The sequence below is a fragment of the Delftia sp. BGA-UO-ETr-SB1 genome (assembly GCF_059567865.1).
In genome coordinates this window covers 871,796-891,517 of sequence record NZ_JCAQOW010000004.1, presented here as the reverse complement: position 1 = coordinate 891,517, position 19,722 = coordinate 871,796, and the positions used below count along the sequence as shown (strand labels likewise).

The window sequence follows — 19,722 nt, the reverse complement described above, 5'->3', positions numbered from 1 at the left end:
ACCTGAAAGGCAACACGATGACCTGGTCCGCAAAGCAGTACACGACGTTCGAGCAGGAACGCACGCGCCCCGTGCGCGACCTGGTGGCCGCCATTCCCGATCTGCCTGGCCGCGCCGTGCGGCTGGCCGTGGACCTGGGCTGCGGCCCCGGCAACTCCACCGAGGTCCTGGCCCAGCGCTTCCCCGGGGCCACCGTGACGGGACTGGACAATTCCGAGGACATGCTGGATGCCGCACGCAAGCGGCTGACGGGCACGGCCTTCTCCCTGGCCGACATCGCCACCTGGCAGCCCGACCAGCCGCAGGACGTGATCCTGGCCAATGCCTCGCTGCAGTGGCTGCCCGACCACCAGCAGCTTTACCCGCGCCTTGTCAGCCACCTGGCACCCGGTGGCAGCCTGGCCGTGCAGACGCCGGACAACCTGGAAGAACCGGCCCACCGGCTGGCGCGCGAGGTGGCCGCCAGCGGCCCCTGGGCGGCCACGATTGGCGATGTGCGCCACCCCGCACGGCACAGCGCGGACTTCTACTACGCCCTGCTTCGCCCGCACTGCAGCAACGTCGATGTCTGGCGCACCACCTACTTCCACCCGCTGGCGGGCGGCCATGCTGCGGTGGTTGAGTGGTTCAAGGGTTCGGCGCTGCGTCCCTTCGTCGCGCCGCTGGACGAGGAGCAAAAGGCCGGCTTCTACGCAGCGTATCTGCAGGCCATCTCCCAGGCCTACCCCGCACTGGACGATGGCACGGTGCTGCTGCCCTTCCCCAGGCTGTTCATCGTGGCCAGCCGCTGAAGCAGCGCGCCTTCGGCCCTCAACGCGCCGGATGCGGCTCGATGAGATCCCACAGATTGCCGTAGAGGTCTTCGAACACGGCCACGGTGCCGTGGGGCTTGCGCTGGGGGTCCTGCACAAAGCGCACGCCGCGCGAGCGGTAGGCCTCGAAGTCGCGCAGGCAGTCGTCGGTCTGCAGGAACAGGAACACGCGCCCGCCGGTCTGGTTGCCCACGCGCGCGGCCTGCTCCTCATTCGTGGCGCGGGCCAGCAGCAGGCGCACACCGCCGCCACCGGGGGCCACGGTGACCCAGCGCTTGCCCTCGGACAGGGCGGTGTCCTCTATCAGCACGAAGCCCAGCGCGCCCACATAAAAGCGCAGCGCCTCGTCATAGTCGCGCACGGCGACGCTCACCTGTCCTATCACCTGGGGCATGGAATCCTTTGCAGCAATGGTGCGGTCCTCGGACCGCGGGGCCGCGAGGATAACGGAGCCCTGTCAATGCCCTGCCGCCCTGGCCCGTAAGCCCTGCGGCTGGCCCCACAATGGCGGCTTGCAATTGCCTCGTGAGGGACGGGAATCCATGCTGAATGCCTTGTGGCTGGGCTTTTTTCTGGTGGCGGCCGTGGCTGCGCTGGCGCAATGGCTGGTCGGCGGCCAGGCCGGGATTTTCTCGGCCATGGTGCAGGCGCTGTTTGCCATGGCCAGGCTGTCGGTCGAGGTCATGGTGCTGCTGTTCGGCACGCTGACGCTGTGGCTGGGCTTTCTGCGCATCGCAGAGAAGGCCGGCGTGGTGGAGTGGCTGGCGCGCGTGCTGGGCCCGTTGTTCGCCAGGCTCATGCCCGAGGTGCCGCGCGGCCATCCGGCCCTGGGCCTGATCACGCTGAACTTCGCGGCCAACGGGCTGGGACTGGACAACGCGGCCACGCCCATGGGCCTGAAGGCCATGCGCTCGCTGCAGGAGCTCAATCCCCGGCCCGACACCGCCACCAATGCGCAGATCCTGTTCCTGGTGCTCAATGCGTCGTCGCTGACCTTGCTGCCCGTGACCATCTTCATGTACCGCATGCAGCAGGGTGCGCCCGATCCCACCCTGGTCTTTCTGCCGATCTTGCTGGCCACCTCGGCCTCGACCCTGGTCGGCCTGCTGGCCGTGGCCCTGGTGCAGCGGCTGCCGCTGTGGAGCCCCGTGGTGCTGGGCTATCTGCTGCCGCTGGGCCTGGCGCTGGCAGGCTTCATGGCCTTTCTGGCCACGCTGTCGGCGGCTGCACTGGCGCAGCTGTCATCGCTGCTGGGCAACCTGACGCTGTTTGCCCTGATCGTGCTGTTCGTCACCCTGGGCGCCTGGCGCAAGGTCGCGGTCTACGACAGCTTCATCGAAGGCGCCAAGGAAGGCTTTGACGTGGCCAAGGGCCTGCTGCCCTACCTGGTGGCCATGCTCTGCGCCGTGGGCGTGTTCCGCGCATCGGGCGCGCTGGAGTATGCGTTGTCGGGCATACGCTGGGTGGTCGATGCCCTGGGCATGGACGCGCGCTTCGTGGACGCCCTGCCCACGGCCCTGGTCAAACCCTTCTCGGGCAGCGCGGCGCGCGCCATGCTGATCGAGACCATGCAGACCCAGGGCGTGGACAGCTTCGCCGCCCTGGTGGCCGCCACCATCCAGGGCAGCACCGAAACCACTTTCTACGTTCTGGCCGTCTACTTCGGCGCCGTGGGCATACAGCGCGCCCGTCACGCCGTGCCCTGCGCCCTCATCGCCGAACTGGCCGGCGTGGTGGCGGCCATCGTGGTCTGCTACAAGTTCTTTGGCTGAAGGCACAAATGGGCGCTGCGCCTAAAGCCGACGCGGCCCAAGGCGAGGAACACCGAGCAAGGGCCTACGCCACCCGCCCCGCCTCGCCCCGCCGCGAGGGTGTCGCACCTCTCGGGAGAAGCCGCGCAGCGGCTCAGAGGGGACTAAAGTTCCGGCATGATCGCCTCGGCATAGTCATACAGCGCCCCCAGGATTTCCTCTCCGCGCTCGTCGGCAGTTTCCGATAGCTGATCGACCATGGCAAACATCTGCTCGGCCGTGCGTGCGCCGCCCTTGCCTTCGATCAGGCAGGCCGCGCAGTGCTGCAGCCAGCGCTGGCGCTCGGCCGGGTTCAGGCTGGCGGGGAAGTTGCGGGCGCGGTAGCGGAAAAGCAGTTCGGTCAGGCGGGCATCGTCGAAGCCCGTGCGATCCAGCGCCAGCTCCTGCGCAGATAGGCTGCGCAGGTGGTTGAGACGGCGCCGGTCCTCGTTGCCCACAAAGCCGCCGTACAGGTCCTGGTCGGCATCCAGCCCTTCCTGCGCAGGGCGCTGGTGAACTGCACGCCACAGCGCGCTCATGTCGGGCAGGTCACGTGCAATGGCCGCATGGCCCATGCACTGCTCCACATCGATGCCCCATTGCGCGGCCATGGCCGGGCTCAGCGTCTTGAGGCTGCCGACCACCATGGGCGACTTGTTGACGTGGATGCTCTTGATGGGCAGGCGCTGCATGCCCTCGGGCAAGTCGGCCGCGCGCGAGAACAGGCGCAGGCGCAGCGTGTCCACGTCGATGGAGGCCAGCTCCGACGGGTCCTGCGCCAGATCCCAGCAGATGATCTCGTTCTTGTTGGTGGGGTGCGTGGCCAGCGGCCACATGACGGCGATGCAGCCGCGCTCGGGCCGTATCATGCCGCTGACGTGCAGGAAGGGCCGTGCATGCGCCGGCTCGGCCGGCAGGCCCATTTCCTGCAGCACGCGGTCCTTCTTGTGCAGCGAGAAGGCGAAGTCGAACAATCTGGGCTGGACCTTGCGGATCAGCCGCGCCAGCCCGATGGTGGCGCGCACGTCGGACAGCGCGTCGTGCGCCTTCTCGTGCAGCAGGCCGTTGGCGCGGGCCAGGTCCTCGAGCTTGAAGCTCGGAGATCCATCCTCCTTTTTCGGCCAGACAATGCCTTCGGGGCGCAGCGCATAGACCATGCGCACCACGTCGAGCAGGTCCCAGCGCCCGCAGCCGTTTTGCCATTCGCGCGCATAGGGATCGATGAGGTTGCGCCAGAACATGAAGCGCGTGATCTCGTCGTCAAAACGGATGGTGTTGTAGCCCACACCCACGGTGCCTGCCTGGGCCAGTTCTGCCTCGATGCAGGCGGCGAACTGGGCCTCGGGCATGCCCTGCTCCAGGCATTGCTGGGGGGTGATGCCGGTGATCAAGCAGGACTGCGGATCGGGCAGGTAGTCGCCTGCTGGCTGGCAGTACCACATGACGGGCTCGCCGATTTCATTGAGTTCCGCATCGGTGCGGATGCCCGCGAATTGCGCGGGCCGGTCATAGCGCGGCTGGGCGCCGAAGGTCTCGTAGTCGTGCCAGAAGAAGGTATGGGCCATCGGGCGAGTATGCCTGCGAAAAACGGGTCACCAGCCCTCACAGCAGGGGCGAACACAGCCGCGCCCCCGAGTCGAACAGGCGCAGCGCAAAGCCCAGGTCGCGCTTGAAATGCACGCGCTGGGCCTGCTCCAGATCGGCCTCGAACTGCTTGGCCAGATCGCCGTTGAGCGCAGGCCCGTAGGCGATGGCGCAGACTTCGTAGTTCAGGAAGAAGCTGCGGTAGTCGAAGTTGGCCGTGCCGATGATGGCGATGTTGTCGTCCACCACCAGGGTCTTGGAGTGCAGCATTCGCGCCTTGTACTCGTAGACGCGCACGCCGCAGCGGATCAGCTCGTCGTAGTAGGAGCGCGCAGCCGCCGTGACCAGGGCCGAGTCCGAACGGCGCGGCACCAGCAGCTGCACATCGACACCACGCAGCGAGGCATTGGTGAGCGCTGCCAGCGCGGCCTCCGTCGGCACGAAATACGGCGTGGTCAGCCAGACACGTTCCTCGGCCGCGTTGATGGCCGCCAGATGCGCGCGGTAGATGGCCTGCAGGCCGTTGTCGGGGCCCGAGGTGATGATCTGCACGGGCAGCGGGCCCTCGGGCGCATCCGGCAGCAGCAGGTCGATGTCGGCGGGCTCGTTCTTGGGGTCCTTTTCCAGCGCATAGGCCCAGTCTTCGAGGAACACCGTCTGCAGCCAGTTGACGATGGCGCCCTCCAGGCGCAGGTGCACGTCGTGGTAGGCATCGGGCATGACACGCGCGTTCTCTTCGTCGGTCACGTTGACGCCGCCCGTGAAGCCCACCTTGCCGTCGCACACCAGGATCTTGCGGTGGGTACGGAAGTTGATGACCGGGCGCAGCCGCCGGCCGATCTTGGTGCCATGGAACAGCGCGACCTCGGCGCCCGCATCCTCCAGCGGCTGCAGAAAGCGCCGTCCCAGCTTCTTGGAACCCAGGGCATCCACCAGCAGGCGCACCTGTATGCCTGCGCGGGCCCGCTGTATCAGCAGGTCGCGCAGGGCCGTGCCGGTCTGGTCGGGTTCGAAGATGTAGTACTCCAGGTGGATGTGGTGGCGCGCCGCATTCACCGCCTCGATGATGGCGTCGAAGGTGGCAGCACCGCCCACCAGCAGCCGCAGGTCGGCGGCCGTGCTCACGGGAAAGTCGCTGGTGGCCGCCACCAGCCGCGCGACCTGGTGCAGTCGCTCCGAGCTGCCCGGCATGCGCTCGCGCAGGCGCTGCACGCCTGTTCGCACACGCGATGTCTTGCGCGCACGCAGCCGCTTGATGCGCTGGCGCTTGAGCCGCTGCGGGCCGAAGAAGTAGTAAATGGCCAACCCGCCCACAGGAATCGCCGCCATGGACAGAAGCCAGCTCAGCGTGGCCACGGGCGCGCTGCGCTGCAGAAGGATCCACACCGCGACGATCACCACATAGACCGACCAGGTCACCGACAGCAGCAGCAGCGCATTCTCATGGGTCAGGTACTGACGAAGCCACTCCACAAAGACTCCTTCGGGCGGATCAAAGAAAAAGCCGGCAGCCCGGGGGGCTGTCGGCTTGCGCGATGGGCATCAGGCGATGCACATCAGTCGGCAGTGGCCTCTTTGGGCTCGGCCGGCTCGGACGCCGGGTCCTGCTTGGGCTGGGGCGTGATGTCGAGCTTGACTTCGCCCTTGTCGGCATCGTCGGCGTCGGCCACCCAGTCCACTTCCAGGCGGCCACCGTCGACCAGTTGCCCGAAAAGCAGCTCGTCGGCCAGCGAGCGCCGGATGGTGTCCTGGATCAGGCGCTGCATGGGGCGAGCGCCCATGAGCGGATCGAAGCCCTTCTTGGCCAGGTGCTTGCGCAGCGCATCGGTGAAGGTGACCTCCACGCGCTTTTCGGCCAGTTGCTGCTCCAGTTGCAGCAGGAACTTGTCGACCACGCGCAGGATGACCTGCTCGTCCAGCGGCTTGAAGCTGACGATGGCGTCCAGACGGTTGCGGAACTCCGGCGTGAAGAGGCGCTTGATGTCGCCCATTTCGTCGCCGGCCTGGCGCGGGTTGGTGAAGCCGATCGAGGCCTTGTTGATGGTCTCGGCGCCCGCGTTCGTGGTCATGATGAGGATCACGTTGCGGAAATCGGCCTTGCGCCCGTTGTTGTCCGTCAGCGTGCCGTGGTCCATGACCTGCAGCAGCACGTTGAAGATGTCCGGATGCGCCTTCTCGATTTCGTCAAGAAGCAGCACCGAATGCGGCTTCTTGGTCACGGCCTCGGTCAGCAGACCGCCCTGGTCAAAGCCCACATAGCCCGGAGGCGCGCCGATCAGGCGGCTGACGGCGTGACGCTCCATGTACTCCGACATGTCGAAGCGGATCAGGTCCACGCCCAGGATGTAGGCCAGCTGCTTGGCCGCTTCCGTCTTGCCCACACCCGTGGGGCCCGAGAACAGGAAGGAGCCGATCGGCTTGTCCGGCTTGCCCAGGCCCGAGCGCGCCATCTTGACCGAGGAGGCCAGCGCTTCCAGCGCCTTGTCCTGGCCGAAGACCACGCTCTTGAGATCGCGCTCCAGCGTCTGCAGCTTGCTGCGGTCGTCGTTGGACACATTGGCGGGCGGAATGCGCGCGATCTTGGCCACGATGGCCTCGATCTCGGCCTTGTCGATGGTCTGCTTGCGCTGCTCCACCGGGATGATGCGCTGCGCGGCACCGGCCTCATCGATCACGTCGATGGCCTTGTCGGGCAGGTGGCGGTCATTGATGTACTTGGCCGACAGCTCGGCCGCAGCCTGCAGGGCGGCGGCGGCGTACTGCACGCTGTGGTGTTCCTCGAAGCGCGACTTCAGGCCCTTGAGGATGTCCACGGTCTCGGCCACGGTGGGCTCGACCACGTCGACCTTCTGGAAACGCCGCGACAGCGCCGCATCCTTTTCGAAGATGCCGCGGTACTCGGTGAAGGTGGTCGCGCCGATGCACTTGAGCTGGCCGCTGGACAGCGCCGGCTTGAGCAGATTGGACGCGTCCAGCGTGCCGCCCGAAGCGGCGCCCGCGCCGATCAGCGTGTGGATTTCGTCGATGAACAGGATGGCGTTGGGCCGGTCCTTGAGCGACTTGAGCACGCCCTTGAGGCGCTGCTCGAAATCACCACGGTACTTGGTGCCCGCCAGCAGCGCGCCCATGTCCAGCGAATAGACCACGGCTTCGGTCAGCACCTCGGGCACCTTGCCCTCGGTGATGCGCCAGGCCAGGCCTTCGGCGATCGCCGTCTTGCCCACGCCGGCCTCGCCGACCAGCAGCGGGTTGTTCTTGCGGCGGCGGCACAGGATCTGGATGGTGCGCTCGACCTCGTAGTCGCGCCCGATCAGCGGATCGATCTTGCCGTCCTTGGCCGCCTGGTTGAGGTTCAGCGTGAACTGCTCCAGGGGCGAAGCCTTTTCGTTGCGCTCGCCACCGGCGCCCTCTTCGGACTCGGCAGGGTTTTCGGCCTTGGCGGGCTCGGGCGGTTCGCCCTTCTTGATGCCGTGGGCAATGAAATTGACCACGTCCAGACGCGTCACGCCCTGCTGGTGCAGGTAGTAGACGGCGTGCGAATCCTTCTCGCCGAAGATGGCCACGAGCACGTTGGCGCCCGTGACTTCCTTCTTGCCGTTGCCGGTGGATTGCACATGCATGATGGCGCGCTGAATCACACGCTGGAAACCCAGCGTGGGCTGTGTGTCCACCTCATCGGAGCCTGCCACCTGGGGCGTGTTGTCCTTGATGAAGTTGGACAGGGCCGAGCGCAGGTCATCGATGTTGGCTGAGCAGGCGCGCAGCACTTCCGCTGCACTGGGGTTGTCCAGCAGGGCCAGCAGCAGGTGTTCCACGGTGATGAACTCGTGGCGCTGCTGGCGCGCTTCGACAAAGGCCATGTGCAAGCTGACTTCCAGTTCCTGGGCGATCATTGATGACTCCTTTTCGCTTGCTGGGGATTATTGACTGCAACCATAAATCAGGGCGGCCCGGGTTTATTCAACAGGCTCGAACATCGCCTGCAACGGATGGCCTGCCTTCTGGGCCGCCTGCAGCACCTGTTCGACCTTGGTGGCCGCCACGTCGCGCGAGTACACGCCGCAGACGCCGCGGCCATCCAGATGGATCTTGAGCATGATCTGGGTGGCCGTTTCGCGGTCCTTACCGAAGAGTTCCTGCAGGACGATGATGACGAATTCCATGGGCGTGAAGTCATCGTTGAGCATCACGACCTGGTACATCTGCGGCGGCTGGACGCGCTGGCGTCGCCGCTCCAGCACCACGGCGCCGTCATCGTCGGACACGGGCCGCACTGTAGGGATGGCAGGAGGGATCGAAGGGGGTTGGGTTGCCATGAAAATCATTCTAGCCATCGGAGCCACTGTTTTCCGGAAGGGATATGCGAGGCATGCCTGAAGAATTCAAGCGCGGTGCCCGCCCGGGCCGGCAAGCACGCACCAAAGCAGTGCCTGCTCGCCGCCATCGGGCGCTGCGCCACCTTGCGGGTTATTCGTAGACCACCTTGACCTGGGCACTGCCGGCCTGGGCGTACCAGGCCGCCAGGGCCGCATCGCTGGGATAGAAGCGGCTTGCATCGCCCAACGCCAGCTCACAGCTGGCCGAGCCGCGCTCGTCCTCGCAGACCAGCCCCAGGCGCACTTTCATGCCGCGCTGCAGCTCGCCGTGCTCGCCCTGCTCCACCACGGCGGGGAACTGGCGCAGCAGGCCAAGCACGTCAGGCATCTTCTCGCCCACGCTGACCTGCAGGTAGCGCGCAAAGCGGCAGCGCGCGTCTGCCAGATTCCACAGCTGCTGGGCCTTCATGCGCAGGCCGCCGCTGAAATGGTCGAGCTGCAGGCGCCCGGTGATGACGACGAATTCATCGTCCTTGAGCAGTTCGCGGTAGGTGTTGAGCGTGTTCTCGTCCACCGAGGCCTCGATCACGCCCGAGCCATCGTCAATCTTGAACAGGCCCAGCCGCCCTCGCTGGCCGTTGATGGCGCGGAAGTCGCTGATGATGCCGGCCAGCGTCTGGGGCTCGCGGCTGTCGCGCAGCTCGGCCAGGGGCGTGCGCACGAAGCGGCGCACCTCTTTCTCGACCTCGTCGAACAGGTGGCCCGAGAGGTAGAAGCCCACCGCCGTCTTTTCCTGGGTCAGCCGCTCCTTCACGCCCCAGGGCAGTGCCTCGACCAGAGGCGGCTCCTGGGTGCTGGAGCCCACGGCGTCATCGCCCATCATGTCGAACAGCCCGCCCTGGTTGGCATTGGCCAGCGTCTTGTTGCCGAACTCGAAGGCATGGTCGATGGAGGCCACCAGCGACGCCCGGTTGAGCTCGATGGCGTCGAAGGCGCCGCCCTTGATCAGGGCTTCCAGCGTGCGCTTGTTCAGGCGCGTGCGGTCCACGCGCACGCAGAAGTCGGCCAGGCTCTTGAAAGGTCCCTTGTCGGCGCCGCGCGGCCCCACGCCGCGGCCTTCGCGCGCCGCAACGATGGCCTCGATGGCCTGCTGGCCCGTGCCCTTGATGGCGCCCAGGCCGTAGCGGATGACCTTGTCGGTGACGGGCTCGAATCGGTACATGCCGCGGTTGACGTCCGGCGGCTCGAAGCTGATGCCCATCTTGAGCGCGTCCTCGTACAACACCTTGAGCTTGTCGGTGTTGTCCATTTCCACGGTCATGTTCCCGCAGTAGAACTCGGCCGTGTAGTGCACCTTGAGCCAGGCCGTGTGGTAGGCCAGCAGCGAGTAGGCGGCGGCGTGCGACTTGTTGAAGCCGTAGCCCGCGAACTTCTCCATCAGGTCGAAGACCTCATCGGCCTTGTCCTCGCTGATGCCCTGCTTGGCCGCGCCCTCGCGGAAGATCCCGCGGTGCATGACCATTTCCTCGACCTTCTTCTTGCCCATGGCTCGGCGCAAGAGGTCGGCGCCGCCCAGCGAATAGCCGCCCAGCACCTGGGCGGTCTGCATCACCTGCTCCTGGTAGACCATGATGCCGTAGGTCTCGGCCAGCACCTGCTCGACCAGCGGGTGCGGGTACTCCACCACTTCCTTGCCGTGCTTGCGCGCGACGAAGCTGGGGATCAGGTCCATGGGGCCCGGACGGTACAGCGCGTTCAGTGCGATCAGGTCTTCCAGGCGGCTGGGCTTGGCGTCGCGCAGCATGCCCTGCATGCCGCGCGATTCAAACTGGAACACGGCTTCGGTCTTGCCCTCGGAGAACAGGTGGTAGGTGCGCGCATCGTCCAGCGGGATGTTCTCGAAGGCGAAGTTCTCCTGGCCCTTGTGGCGCTTGATGATGAACTCGCGCGCGATCTCCAGGATGGTCAGCGTGGCTAGGCCCAGAAAGTCGAACTTCACCAGGCCCACGGCCTCCACATCGTCCTTGTCGTACATGGCCACGGCCGAGTCGCTGCCCGGCTGCTGGTACAGCGGGCAGAAGTCGGCGAGCTTGCCCGGAGCGATCACCACGCCGCCCGCGTGCATGCCGATGTTGCGAGTCATGCCTTCGAGCTTCTGGGCCATTTCGATCAGGGTCTTGACGTCTTCTTCTTTTTCGATGCGCTCGGCCAGCATGGGCTCGGCCTCGATGGCGTAGGTGTACTTGTCGCCCTCCTTCTTCGGGTTGGGCGGGTATTTGAGCGTGACGTGCAGGCCCGGCTTGTTGGGAATGAGCTTGGAGATGCCGTCGCAGAAGGTGTAGCTCATGTCCAGCACGCGGCCCACGTCGCGGATGGCCGCGCGCGCGGCCATGGTGCCGAAGGTGGCGATCTGGCTGACGGCGTCGCGGCCGTAGAGCTGCTTCACATAGTCGATGACGCGGTCGCGGTTGGCCTGGCAGAAGTCCACGTCGAAGTCGGGCATGGACACGCGCTCGGGGTTCAGGAAGCGCTCGAACAGCAGGTTGTATTCCAGCGGGTCCAGGTCCGTGATCTTGAGCACGTAGGCCACCAGCGAGCCCGCTCCCGATCCGCGGCCCGGCCCCACGGGGCAGCCGTTGAGCTTGGCCCACTTGATGAAGTCGCCCACGATGAGGAAGTAGCCCGGAAAGCCCATCTTGAGGATGGTGCCGATCTCGAATTCCAGCCGTTCCACGTAGCGCGGACGCTGCGCCTCGCGCTTGGCGGGATCGGGATACAGATGGGTCAGACGGTCTTCCAGGCCGTTGAAGGATTCGCTGCGGAAGAACTCGTCCATGGTCATGCCGTCAGGCACGGGGAAATTGGGCAGCTGCGGCTTGCCCAGCACCAGGGTCAGGCTGCAGCGGCGCGCGATTTCCACGGTGTTGGCAATGGCGCTGGGAATGTCGGCGAACAGCGCCTGCATCTGCGCGGCGGTCTTGAAATGCTGGTCGCGCGTGAAGCGGCGCACGCGCTTCGGATTGGCCAGGATCTCACCCTCGGCGATGCACACGCGCGCTTCGTGGGACTCGTAGTCGTCGGGGCCGAAGAACTGGATGGGATGCGTGGCCACCACGGGCAGGTTCAGCCGCTCGGCCAGTTGCACGGCAGCCAGCACGTGCGCCTCATCGTCCTGGCGGCCGGCGCGCTGCAGTTCGATGAAGAAGCGGTGCGGGAACATGCCTGCCAGCCGCTGGGCCACGGCGGCTGCGCCGGCCTCGTCGCCGCGCATCAGCGCCTGGCCCACGGGGCCGGCCTGGGCACCGGCCAGCACGATCAGCCCCTCGCCCAGCTCCTGCAGCCAGGCCCAGGTGTGCACGGCCTGGCCCTTGACCACGTTGCGGGTCCAGCCACGGGCCAGCAGTTCGGACAGGTTGTGGTAGCCCAGCGGGCTTTGCACCAGCACGATGATGCGCGAGACGGCGGCGCCGTTCTCGCCTTCGATCTGGATTTCCGCGCCCAGCACGGGCTTGACGCCCTTGGCCCGCCCTTCACGGTAGAACTTGACGCCACCAAACAGGTTGTTGAAGTCTGTGACGGCCAGTGCGACCTGCCCGTCCTCGGCGGCGGCCTTGACGACGGCATTGATGCGGTTGGTTCCGTCCACGACGGAGAATTCGGTGTGCAGGCGCAAATGGACAAACATATGGGCGCCATTGTAGAAAGCTCCGCAAGGCCGGGACCCGTTCACGGCCTTGCCTTTGCCGCCGCCCCCGCCTGCGGGGCGGTCATCGCAGGCCGTTACAATGCTTCGGCCCGGTTGCGGGAAAATCAGGCTTTGTGCAGCCCCCTCAGCGCGGCCCGCGTCCCTGCCCGCCAACCCTCTCACCGCCCTTCGATTGCCCGAGAAACGTCCACCATGCAGCGTATTCCCCTGTCCATCGTTCCCGCCATGCTGGTCGCAGGCGTTCTGACAGCCTGCTCCAGTACGCAGCAAGACCCTACTGCCAAGTGGACCCCGGACCGCATCTACACCGAGGCCCGCGACGAAGCCGCCTCCGGCGCGTTCGACAAGGCCGTTCCGCTGTTCGAGAAGCTCGAAGGCCGTGCCGCCGGCACGCCCCTGGCCCAGCAGGCCCAGCTCGACAAGGCCTATGCCCAGTACAAGAGCGGCGACAAGATCCAGGCCACCGCCACGCTGGACCGCTTCCTGAAGCTGCATCCGGCCAGCCCCGCCACCGACTACGCCCTCTACCTGAAGGGCCTGGTCAACTTCAATGACAACCTGGGCATGTTCTCCTGGCTGTCGCGCCAGGATCTGTCCGAGCGTGACCAGAAGGCCGCCAAGGACTCCTTCGAGTCCTTCCGCGAACTGGTGACGCGCTTCCCCGAGTCGCGCTACGCCGAGGATTCGCGGCTGCGCATGCAGTACATCGTCAACTCTCTGGCGCAGTACGAAGTGCATGTGGCCCGCTACTACTACGGACGCGGCGCCTACGTGGCCGCCATCGCGCGCGCGCAGACGGCCGTCAAGGACTACCAGGGCGTGCCCGCCGTGCGCGAGGCCATGCAGATCCTGGTGAATTCATACGACGCCCTGGGCATGACGCAGTTGCGCGACGACGCGCAACGCGTGCTGACCGCCTCCTACGGCCAGGAGTCCGACCAGGACCTCACGGCAAAGCAGAAGTCGTGGTGGAAGCTGTGGTGATCTGCGGCGCAGGCTGCGCCAGCGCCTGCAGGGCCTGAACGAAGGCCGCCTCGTCCACCAGAGTCCGCATGGGCGGCAGCGCGGCACGCAGCCGCCGCCCGTAACCCATGGTGGCCAACCGGGAATCACAGACCACGAGCACGCCGCGATCCGTCTCGCGCCGGATCAGGCGGCCAGCGCCCTGCTTGAGCGCCATGGCGGCCTCGGGCAGCATGTAGTCGGCAAAGGCCTGACGCCCCACGGATTCCAGACTGCGCGAACGCGCCTCGACCAGCGGATCGTCGGGCGGCGGAAACGGCAGCTTGTCGATGACCACCAGCTGCAGCGCATCGCCCGGCAGGTCCACCCCCTCCCAGAAAGTGGCCGAGGCCACGAGAATGCAGCCCCGCCCCGGGCTCGCGCCCGCGCCTTCCCCGCCTTGCGTGCCTTCCTTGCCTTCTCCGGCCGCGATAAAGCGCTCGATCAAGGCCAGCTTGGGCGCCTGCCCCTGGACCAGCACATCCAGTTCACCAAACAGCCCCAGCGACTGCTGCAGCGCATCGCCTATGGCGTGCAGCGCCCGCAGCGTGGTCGTCAGCACCAGCGTGCGCCCGCCCAGGCGCTGGGCGGCATCCAGCGCCAGGCGCGCCACCTCGGTGCTGTGCGTGGCACTGCCGGCCTGGGCAAAGGGCCGGGGCACGTAAAGCGCTGCCTGCCGCGCGTAGTCAAAGGGACTGTCCACGCGCAGCACCTGGGCCTCGCGCAGGCCACAGGGCTCGGTGAACCAGCTCAGGCGCTCGTCGTCACCCAGCGTGGCCGAGGTGAAGATCCACGCGGTGCCCGATGGCTGCCGAGGCAGGCCTGCAGCTTCGGGAACGGGCGCGGGCGCGCCTTCTTCCTGTGCTTGTGTCTCGGGCTCGGGCTGTGCATCCTCTCGCTCCTGGTCCTCCGATCCCTTCTGCCCCTGCGTCAACCCCAGCAGCCGCGTGCGCATGATGTGCGCAATGGTCAGCGGAGACTCCAGCATGCGCATCTGCTGGCTGCCCAGCTCCAGCCAGCGCACCGTGTCCTGCACGGCGGCGGCGGCAAAGGTGGCCAGGCGCCGCAGCAGCTCGTTGCCGCGCTCGAACAGCCTGCGCAGTTCGGGGTCGCTGACCTGCAGTTGCACCAGCGGTTCCAGCAATGCCCGCAGGCTACGCCCCAGTGTGACCAGGGCGGTGCGCCAGCGCTGCGCGTCCAACCCCTGCGGCGTCACGCCCTGCCAGGGCAGGCGCCCGCCCACCGGGGGCTTGCCTGCCGCCAGGCGCAGCTCGCGCAAGGCCTGCTCCACACGTGCCGAAAGCTGCATCCAGTCGGCCATGCCGCGCGCCAGTTCCTGGCCGGCGCGCAGCACATCGCGGGCATAGCCCGTCAGTTGCTGGCCCGACAGGCTCTGGCCCGCGAACTGCACGCCGGTGTCGTTGAGCTGGTGGGCCTCGTCCACCACGACCACGCCCACGCTGGGCAGCAACTGGGCCACGCCCGACTCGCGCACATCCAGGTCGGCAAACATCAGGTGGTGGTTGATGACCACCACGTCGGCCTCCAGCGCAGCGCGGCGGGCCACGTTGACATGGCAGTCCTGCCAATGCGGGCAGTCGGAACCCAGGCAATTGTCGCGTGTGGAAGTGACCAGGGGCAGCGCGGGCGATCGCTCATCCAGCGCGGGCAACTCGCCCAGGTCGCCCGTGCGCGTGGTGCGTGCCCATCGCTCGACCAGGGCCACGCTGCGCAGCACCTGCGGGTCCTGCGGCGCCGTGCGGCCCTGGCGCACACGCTCCAGCCGCTCCATGCACAGGTAGGCGCTGCGGCCCTTGAGGCGCGCCATGCGCAGCGGCATGCCCAACGCGGCAACGAGGCGCGGCAGATCGCGGGCATACAGCTGATCCTGCAGCGCGCGCGTGGCCGTGGACACCAGCACGCGCTGGCCGCTGAGCAGGGCCGGCACCAGGTAGGCATAGGTCTTGCCCACGCCCGTGCCGGCCTCGACCACCAGGGTCTGGCGCTGCTCTATGGCCTGGGCCACGGCCAGGGCCATGCGGGTCTGCCCCTCACGCGGCAGGAATAGCGCCTCGGCGCGCGACAGCAGGCCTTGCGGCGCGAAGGCCGCCTGCACGGCGGCGGTCAGGGAATGCAAAGGGCGGGTCCGTTTGTTGAAAAAGAGAGCGCCGCCGGGGTGCGGCGGGCCAGCGCCGGGGACGGTGCTCCGATAATATGCGCCATGACATTGGTGTGCCCATCCACCGCCCCAAGAGCCCACCAAACCAGAGACCATGCAGCCAGCGTACCGACTCCAAGCCGCCACAGGCATCCATCGCGGTGACAGGCAATACCAGCAAGACCAGGTGATGCTCATGGCCCACCCCTATGTACACGGCTGCCTGCTGGGCGTGCTGGCCGACGGCATGGGCGGGCGCAGTGGCGGGCGCAAGGCCTCCGACCAGGTCATGCTCACGGCGCGCCAGCTGTTCGAGCGCTTCGAGCCGGGCAAGGAAGACTGCACGGCGCTGCTGGAGAGCATCGTCCACGAGTCGCACATGGTGATCCGGCTGACGGCCATTTCGGCCGAGCAGGAGCCGCACAGCACCATTGCCGCCTTCGTGCTGCTGCCCCAGGGCCGCTGCCACTGGGTGCATTCGGGCGATTCGCGCATCTACCACTACCAGGGCGCGACCATGGTCCACCGCACCAAGGACCACTCCTACGTCCAGTCCCTGGTGGACAGGGGAGAACTCACTGAATTCGAGGCCCATGTGCACCCCAAGTCCAACATCCTGCTGGGCTGCCTGGGCACCGAGGCCGAGCCGCCCATGAGCCACCACGTGATCGAGCACGTGCACCCGGGCACCACGCTCATGGCCTGCAGCGACGGCGTCTGGCACTACTACACGGCGGAGGAACTGGGCACCGTGCTCAACGCGCTCACGCCGCGCGAGGCCACGGAATTCCTGATCGACAAGGCACGCGTGCGCGCCCAGGGCGGGGGTGACAACCTGTCGCTGGTGGTGCTCAAGCTCGAGGCACTGGAGCCGGTGACGGCCTGACCACCGGACTCAGGGCGCGGGAGGCGCAGGCAGTGGCGCTGCCTGCGGGCCGCGTTCACGGGCGGCATCGGCGGCGCGGGCCTTGCGCTCGGCAGCCTCTTTTTGCTTGGCCTCGAACTGGGCGCGGGCGGCAGCTCGCCGCTCCTGCTCCTGCGCAGACTCGCGCTGCTCGATCTGCGCCTGGCGATCACGCTGGTGGCTGGCCTGCTGGGCTGCGCGCTGCTGTGCGTCCTGGGCACGCTGGGCCCTGATGGCCTGGGTGTCGCGCTGGGCGGCCGGTGGCCGCTCCTTGGCTTGCATGGACGAGGCGGCCTTCTGCGCCTTCTTGGCCTCGATATCCTCAAGGCGCTGGGCGGCGCGCTCCTTGCGCTCCTCGTCGTTGATCTGCAGCTCGCGTTCGCGCAGCGGCTTGTCCTGCTCACGGGCCTCTTCGCGCGCCTGCCTGAGGCAGTCTTCCACGGCAAAGCGCTGGTAGCACTCGGACTCCAGGGCCGTGCGCCGCCTGTCGATGACGGCACGCTGGGCCGCGATCTCGGCGCGTGCGGCCTTGCGCTCGGCCTGGACCTGCTTTGCAGCCTGGGCGCGCTCCTGCCGCGCATCGGCATCGCTATCCGCGCCAGCCTCCGCAGCCATGGCCGGGCCGGCCAGCACAAGGCAGGCCAGCGCAGCGCCCATAGGAGCGGGCAGTTTCTTCAAAAGGGCGAAAGCAGAGGTAGGCAGTTTCAGCATGTACAGGTCCGGCAAACGACGCCAGCGGCCGGGACCGGCCTCAGGTCAGGCTGGTGTCCACCACACGGCGCTCCAGCGCCAGGAATTCCTTGGACTGCATCTCGTTCAGGCGCGATACGGTACGGGGGAACTCATGGGCCAGCGGGCCCTCAGTGTAAAGCTGCTCGGGCGGCACGGCGGCCGAGATGACCAGCTTGACCCTGCGGTCGTACAACACGTCCACCAGCCAGGTGAAGCGCCGCGCGGGCGATGCCATGTTGACCGGCATATAGGGCACGTCGGACAGAAGCACGGTGTGGAACTGGCTCGCGATCTCCAGGTAGTCGTTCTGCGAGCGCGGGCCGCCGCACAGCTCGCGGAAGTCGAACCAGACCACGCCACCGGCGCGGCGGCGCGCACGGATCTCGCGCGCCTCGATGTGCAGCACGGGGTCTTCGTCCTTGACTTCGGCCAGCTTGACGAAGGTTTCGGTCATGGCCGCATCGGCCTCGGCACCCAGGGGCGTGTGATAGAGCCGGGCGTTTTCCAGCGTGCGGCGGCGGTAGTCCGTGCCGTTGTCCACGTTGACGACTTCCATGCGCTCGTTGAGCAGGTCGATGGCCGGCAGGATGCGGTCGCGGTGCAGGCCGCCCGGGTACAGCTCGTCGGGCTTGAAGTTGGAGGTGGTGACAAAGCCCACGCCGTTGGCGAACAGCGAGACCAGCAGCCGGTGCAGGATCATCGCGTCCGTGATGTCGGCCACGTGGAATTCGTCGAAGCAGATCAGCTTGTACTTCTTGGAGATGCGCGCACCCAGCACGTCCAGCGGGTTCTGCGTGCCCTGCAGCACGGCGAGCTCGCGGTGGACCTCGCGCATGAATTCGTGGAAATGCAGACGCACCTTGCGCCTGAGCGGCACGGCGTTGAAGAAGCAGTCCATGAGAAAGCTCTTGCCGCGCCCCACCCCGCCGTACATGTAGACGCCACGGGGAATCTCGGGATGGTTGATGAGCTTCTTGAAGGCGTTGGAGCGGCGCTGGCGGTAGACCGCCCAGTCGTCGGCACAGCGCTGCAGCGCCTCGACGGCGCGCAACTGCGCAGGATCACTGTGAAAGCCCTTGGCTACCAGTTCGGCCTCGTAGGCCTCTCGCACTGAAACGCTCATGCAGCATCAACCATTCGCTATGTATTCAGAAGCTGAAAACGCTTGCAGGGCAAGCGCTTTCAGGTCTTTGGCTTGGGCTAGATGGCTAGCCTGGCACTCAGAAATTCAGAGTGCGCTTGTCGACGGCGAGGGCCGCTTCCTTGGTGGCCTCGGACAGCGAGGGGTGGGCATGGCAGATGCGGGCGATGTCTTCGCTCGATGCCTTGAACTCCATGGCGACCACGGCTTCGGAGATCAGCTCCGAGACCATGGGGCCGACCATGTGCACGCCCAGGATTTCGTCGGTCTCGGCATCGGCCAGGAACTTGACCATGCCCGTGGTGTCGCCCAGGGCGCGCGCACGGCCGTTGGCCAGGAAGGGGAAGGTGCCAGCCTTGTACTTGACGCCCTGCTCCTTCAGTTGCTGCTCGGTGCGGCCCACCCATGCGATTTCGGGGCTGGTGTAGATCACCCAGGGAATGGTGCCGAAGTTCACATGGCCATGCTGGCCGGCAATGCGCTCGGCCACGGCCACGGCCTCTTCCTCGGCCTTGTGCGCCAGCATCGGGCCGCGCACCACGTCGCCCACGGCCCAGACGCCGGGCAGGCTGGTCTTGCAGTCGTCATCGACCACGACGCAGCCGCGCTCGTCCAGTGCCAGGCCCACGGCCTCGGCATTGAGGCCGGCCGTGTTGGCGGTGCGGCCGATGGAGATGATCAGCTTGTCGGCCTCCAGCGCCTGGGCTTCACCCTTGGCGTTGGTGTAGGCGATGGACACGCCCTTCTTGCCGCTCTTGATTTCGCCGATCTTCACGCCCAGCTCGATCTTCAGGCCCTGCTTGTCGAACGCCTTCTTGGCTTCCTTGGCGATCTGCTCGTCCACGGCGGACAGGAACTTGTCCATGCCTTCGAGCACGACCACTTCCGTGCCCAGGCGGCGCCAGACCGAGCCCATTTCCAGGCCGATCACGCCAGCGCCGATCAGGGCCAGCTTCTTGGGGGCCTTGCCCAGGCGCAGGGCGCCGTCGTTGGACAGGATGTTCTCTTCATCGAAGGGCACGCCGGGCAGCGCGCGGGCGCTGGAGCCCGTGGCGACCACGATCTGCTTGCCCGTCAGCACCTCCTCTTCCTTGCCGGCAACCTTGATCTCGTAGCCGCCCTCGACCGCCTTGACGAACGAGCCACGGCCGTGGAAGAAGGTGACCTTGTTCTTCTTGAACAGGTACAGGATGCCGTCGTTGTTCTGCTTCACGACCGCATCCTTGCGGGCGATCATCTTGGCCACGTCCATCTCGACCTTGCCGGTGGAGATGCCATGGTCGGCAAAGTGCAGATTGGCGTGCTCGAAGTGCTCGGACGACTGCAGCAGGGCCTTGGAGGGAATGCAGCCCACGTTGGTGCAGGTGCCGCCCGGAGCGGCGCCGCCCGCGGCGTTCTTCCACTCGTCGATACAGGCCACGTTGAAGCCCAGTTGTGCGGCACGGATGGCGGCGATGTAGCCGCCAGGGCCCGCGCCGATGACGATGACGTCGAATTGCTTGCTCATTTCAGGAATCTCTTGTCTGTGATGCATGAAAAAACCCACCGCAGGGCACGCGGCCAAGGGTGGGTTTTCG

The 19,722-nt window shown here is 66.8% G+C and carries 14 protein-coding genes; 4 read left to right on the top strand and 10 right to left on the bottom strand.

The annotated features are described in order from the left end of the window. Nucleotides 1-17 precede the first annotated feature (17 nt). A complete protein-coding gene (tam, locus tag AC57B5_RS04465) occupies nt 18-791 on the top strand; it encodes a trans-aconitate 2-methyltransferase (RefSeq protein ID WP_496398835.1) in 774 nt (257 codons plus the stop codon). A 19-nt stretch (nt 792-810) separates the two neighbouring features. On the opposite strand, the gene AC57B5_RS04460 is transcribed toward tam, so the two are convergent. Then, nucleotides 811-1,206, bottom strand: a complete 396-nt coding sequence (locus tag AC57B5_RS04460; protein WP_013802649.1) for a VOC family protein — start codon at nt 1,204-1,206, stop codon at nt 811-813. A 148-nt stretch (nt 1,207-1,354) separates the two neighbouring features. Here AC57B5_RS04460 and AC57B5_RS04455 point away from each other — a divergent pair, with 148 nt between their 5' ends. Next, the gene (locus tag AC57B5_RS04455; RefSeq protein ID WP_496398834.1) at nt 1,355-2,584 is read left to right on the top strand and encodes a nucleoside recognition domain-containing protein; all 1,230 of its coding nucleotides are present in this window, start codon (nt 1,355-1,357) and stop codon (nt 2,582-2,584) included. A 143-nt stretch (nt 2,585-2,727) separates the two neighbouring features. Here AC57B5_RS04455 and sbcB read toward each other — a convergent pair whose 3' ends face one another. The 5 genes from sbcB to dnaE all read right to left on the bottom strand — a co-directional run bounded on the left by sbcB (nt 2,728) and on the right by dnaE (nt 12,187). Then, on the bottom strand, nt 2,728-4,167 hold the full coding sequence (gene sbcB, locus AC57B5_RS04450) for an exodeoxyribonuclease I (RefSeq protein WP_496398833.1): 1,440 nt from the start codon (nt 4,165-4,167) through the stop codon (nt 2,728-2,730). A gap of 37 nt (nt 4,168-4,204) precedes the next feature. Beyond that, nucleotides 4,205-5,659 carry a cardiolipin synthase gene (cls, locus tag AC57B5_RS04445; protein WP_012205340.1) on the bottom strand — a complete coding sequence of 485 codons (1,455 nt, stop codon included), beginning with the start codon at nt 5,657-5,659 and terminating at the stop codon, nt 4,205-4,207. Between the two features lie 83 nt (nt 5,660-5,742). Beyond that, a complete protein-coding gene (clpA, locus tag AC57B5_RS04440) occupies nt 5,743-8,079 on the bottom strand; it encodes an ATP-dependent Clp protease ATP-binding subunit ClpA (protein WP_012205339.1) in 2,337 nt (778 codons plus the stop codon). Nucleotides 8,080-8,142: 63 nt separating this feature from the next. Beyond that, complete coding sequence (clpS, locus tag AC57B5_RS04435; RefSeq protein WP_012205338.1) at nt 8,143-8,520, bottom strand: ATP-dependent Clp protease adapter ClpS; 378 nt, start codon at nt 8,518-8,520, stop codon at nt 8,143-8,145. Nucleotides 8,521-8,653: 133 nt separating this feature from the next. Next, nucleotides 8,654-12,187 (bottom strand): DNA polymerase III subunit alpha, encoded by a 3,534-nt coding sequence (gene dnaE / locus AC57B5_RS04430; RefSeq protein ID WP_496398832.1) that lies wholly within the window; start codon nt 12,185-12,187, stop codon nt 8,654-8,656. Nucleotides 12,188-12,400: 213 nt separating this feature from the next. On the opposite strand from dnaE, the gene AC57B5_RS04425 reads away from it, so the two are divergent. Then, on the top strand, nt 12,401-13,192 hold the full coding sequence (locus AC57B5_RS04425; protein WP_012205336.1) for an outer membrane protein assembly factor BamD: 792 nt from the start codon (nt 12,401-12,403) through the stop codon (nt 13,190-13,192). On the opposite strand, the gene AC57B5_RS04420 is transcribed toward AC57B5_RS04425, so the two are convergent. Further along, complete coding sequence (locus AC57B5_RS04420) at nt 13,155-15,347, bottom strand: ATP-dependent DNA helicase (RefSeq protein ID WP_496398831.1); 2,193 nt, start codon at nt 15,345-15,347, stop codon at nt 13,155-13,157. The genes AC57B5_RS04425 and AC57B5_RS04420 overlap by 38 nt on opposite strands. A gap of 136 nt (nt 15,348-15,483) precedes the next feature. Here AC57B5_RS04420 and AC57B5_RS04415 point away from each other — a divergent pair, with 136 nt between their 5' ends. Beyond that, nucleotides 15,484-16,254 (top strand): PP2C family protein-serine/threonine phosphatase, encoded by a 771-nt coding sequence (locus AC57B5_RS04415; RefSeq protein WP_012205334.1) that lies wholly within the window; start codon nt 15,484-15,486, stop codon nt 16,252-16,254. Nucleotides 16,255-16,263: 9 nt separating this feature from the next. On the opposite strand, the gene AC57B5_RS04410 is transcribed toward AC57B5_RS04415, so the two are convergent. The 3 genes from AC57B5_RS04410 to lpdA all read right to left on the bottom strand — a co-directional run bounded on the left by AC57B5_RS04410 (nt 16,264) and on the right by lpdA (nt 19,652). After that, entirely contained in the window at nt 16,264-16,983 is a 720-nt protein-coding gene (locus AC57B5_RS04410) for a hypothetical protein (protein WP_496398830.1), read from the bottom strand. Between the two features lie 40 nt (nt 16,984-17,023). Continuing rightward, nucleotides 17,024-18,127 (bottom strand): cell division protein ZapE, encoded by a 1,104-nt coding sequence (gene zapE / locus AC57B5_RS04405; RefSeq protein ID WP_496398829.1) that lies wholly within the window; start codon nt 18,125-18,127, stop codon nt 17,024-17,026. Nucleotides 18,128-18,224: 97 nt separating this feature from the next. Further along, nucleotides 18,225-19,652 (bottom strand): dihydrolipoyl dehydrogenase, encoded by a 1,428-nt coding sequence (gene lpdA / locus AC57B5_RS04400; protein WP_013802658.1) that lies wholly within the window; start codon nt 19,650-19,652, stop codon nt 18,225-18,227. Between the last annotated feature and the right edge of the window lie 70 nt (nt 19,653-19,722).

Bases quoted from the DNA above. Each gene is read 5' to 3' on its own strand.
- tam (WP_496398835.1), top strand. From the start codon at position 18: ATGACCTGGTCCGCAAAGCAGTACACGACGTTCGAGCAGGAACGCACG.
- AC57B5_RS04460 (WP_013802649.1), bottom strand. From the start codon at position 1,206: ATGCCCCAGGTGATAGGACAGGTGAGCGTCGCCGTGCGCGACTATGAC.
- AC57B5_RS04455 (WP_496398834.1), top strand. From the start codon at position 1,355: ATGCTGAATGCCTTGTGGCTGGGCTTTTTTCTGGTGGCGGCCGTGGCT.
- sbcB (WP_496398833.1), bottom strand. From the start codon at position 4,167: ATGGCCCATACCTTCTTCTGGCACGACTACGAGACCTTCGGCGCCCAG.
- clpA (WP_012205339.1), bottom strand. From the start codon at position 8,079: ATGATCGCCCAGGAACTGGAAGTCAGCTTGCACATGGCCTTTGTCGAA.
- clpS (WP_012205338.1), bottom strand. From the start codon at position 8,520: ATGGCTAGAATGATTTTCATGGCAACCCAACCCCCTTCGATCCCTCCT.
- dnaE (WP_496398832.1), bottom strand. From the start codon at position 12,187: ATGTTTGTCCATTTGCGCCTGCACACCGAATTCTCCGTCGTGGACGGA.
- AC57B5_RS04425 (WP_012205336.1), top strand. From the start codon at position 12,401: ATGCAGCGTATTCCCCTGTCCATCGTTCCCGCCATGCTGGTCGCAGGC.
- AC57B5_RS04415 (WP_012205334.1), top strand. From the start codon at position 15,484: ATGCAGCCAGCGTACCGACTCCAAGCCGCCACAGGCATCCATCGCGGT.
- AC57B5_RS04410 (WP_496398830.1), bottom strand. From the start codon at position 16,983: ATGCTGAAACTGCCTACCTCTGCTTTCGCCCTTTTGAAGAAACTGCCC.
- zapE (WP_496398829.1), bottom strand. From the start codon at position 18,127: ATGAGCGTTTCAGTGCGAGAGGCCTACGAGGCCGAACTGGTAGCCAAG.
- lpdA (WP_013802658.1), bottom strand. From the start codon at position 19,652: ATGAGCAAGCAATTCGACGTCATCGTCATCGGCGCGGGCCCTGGCGGC.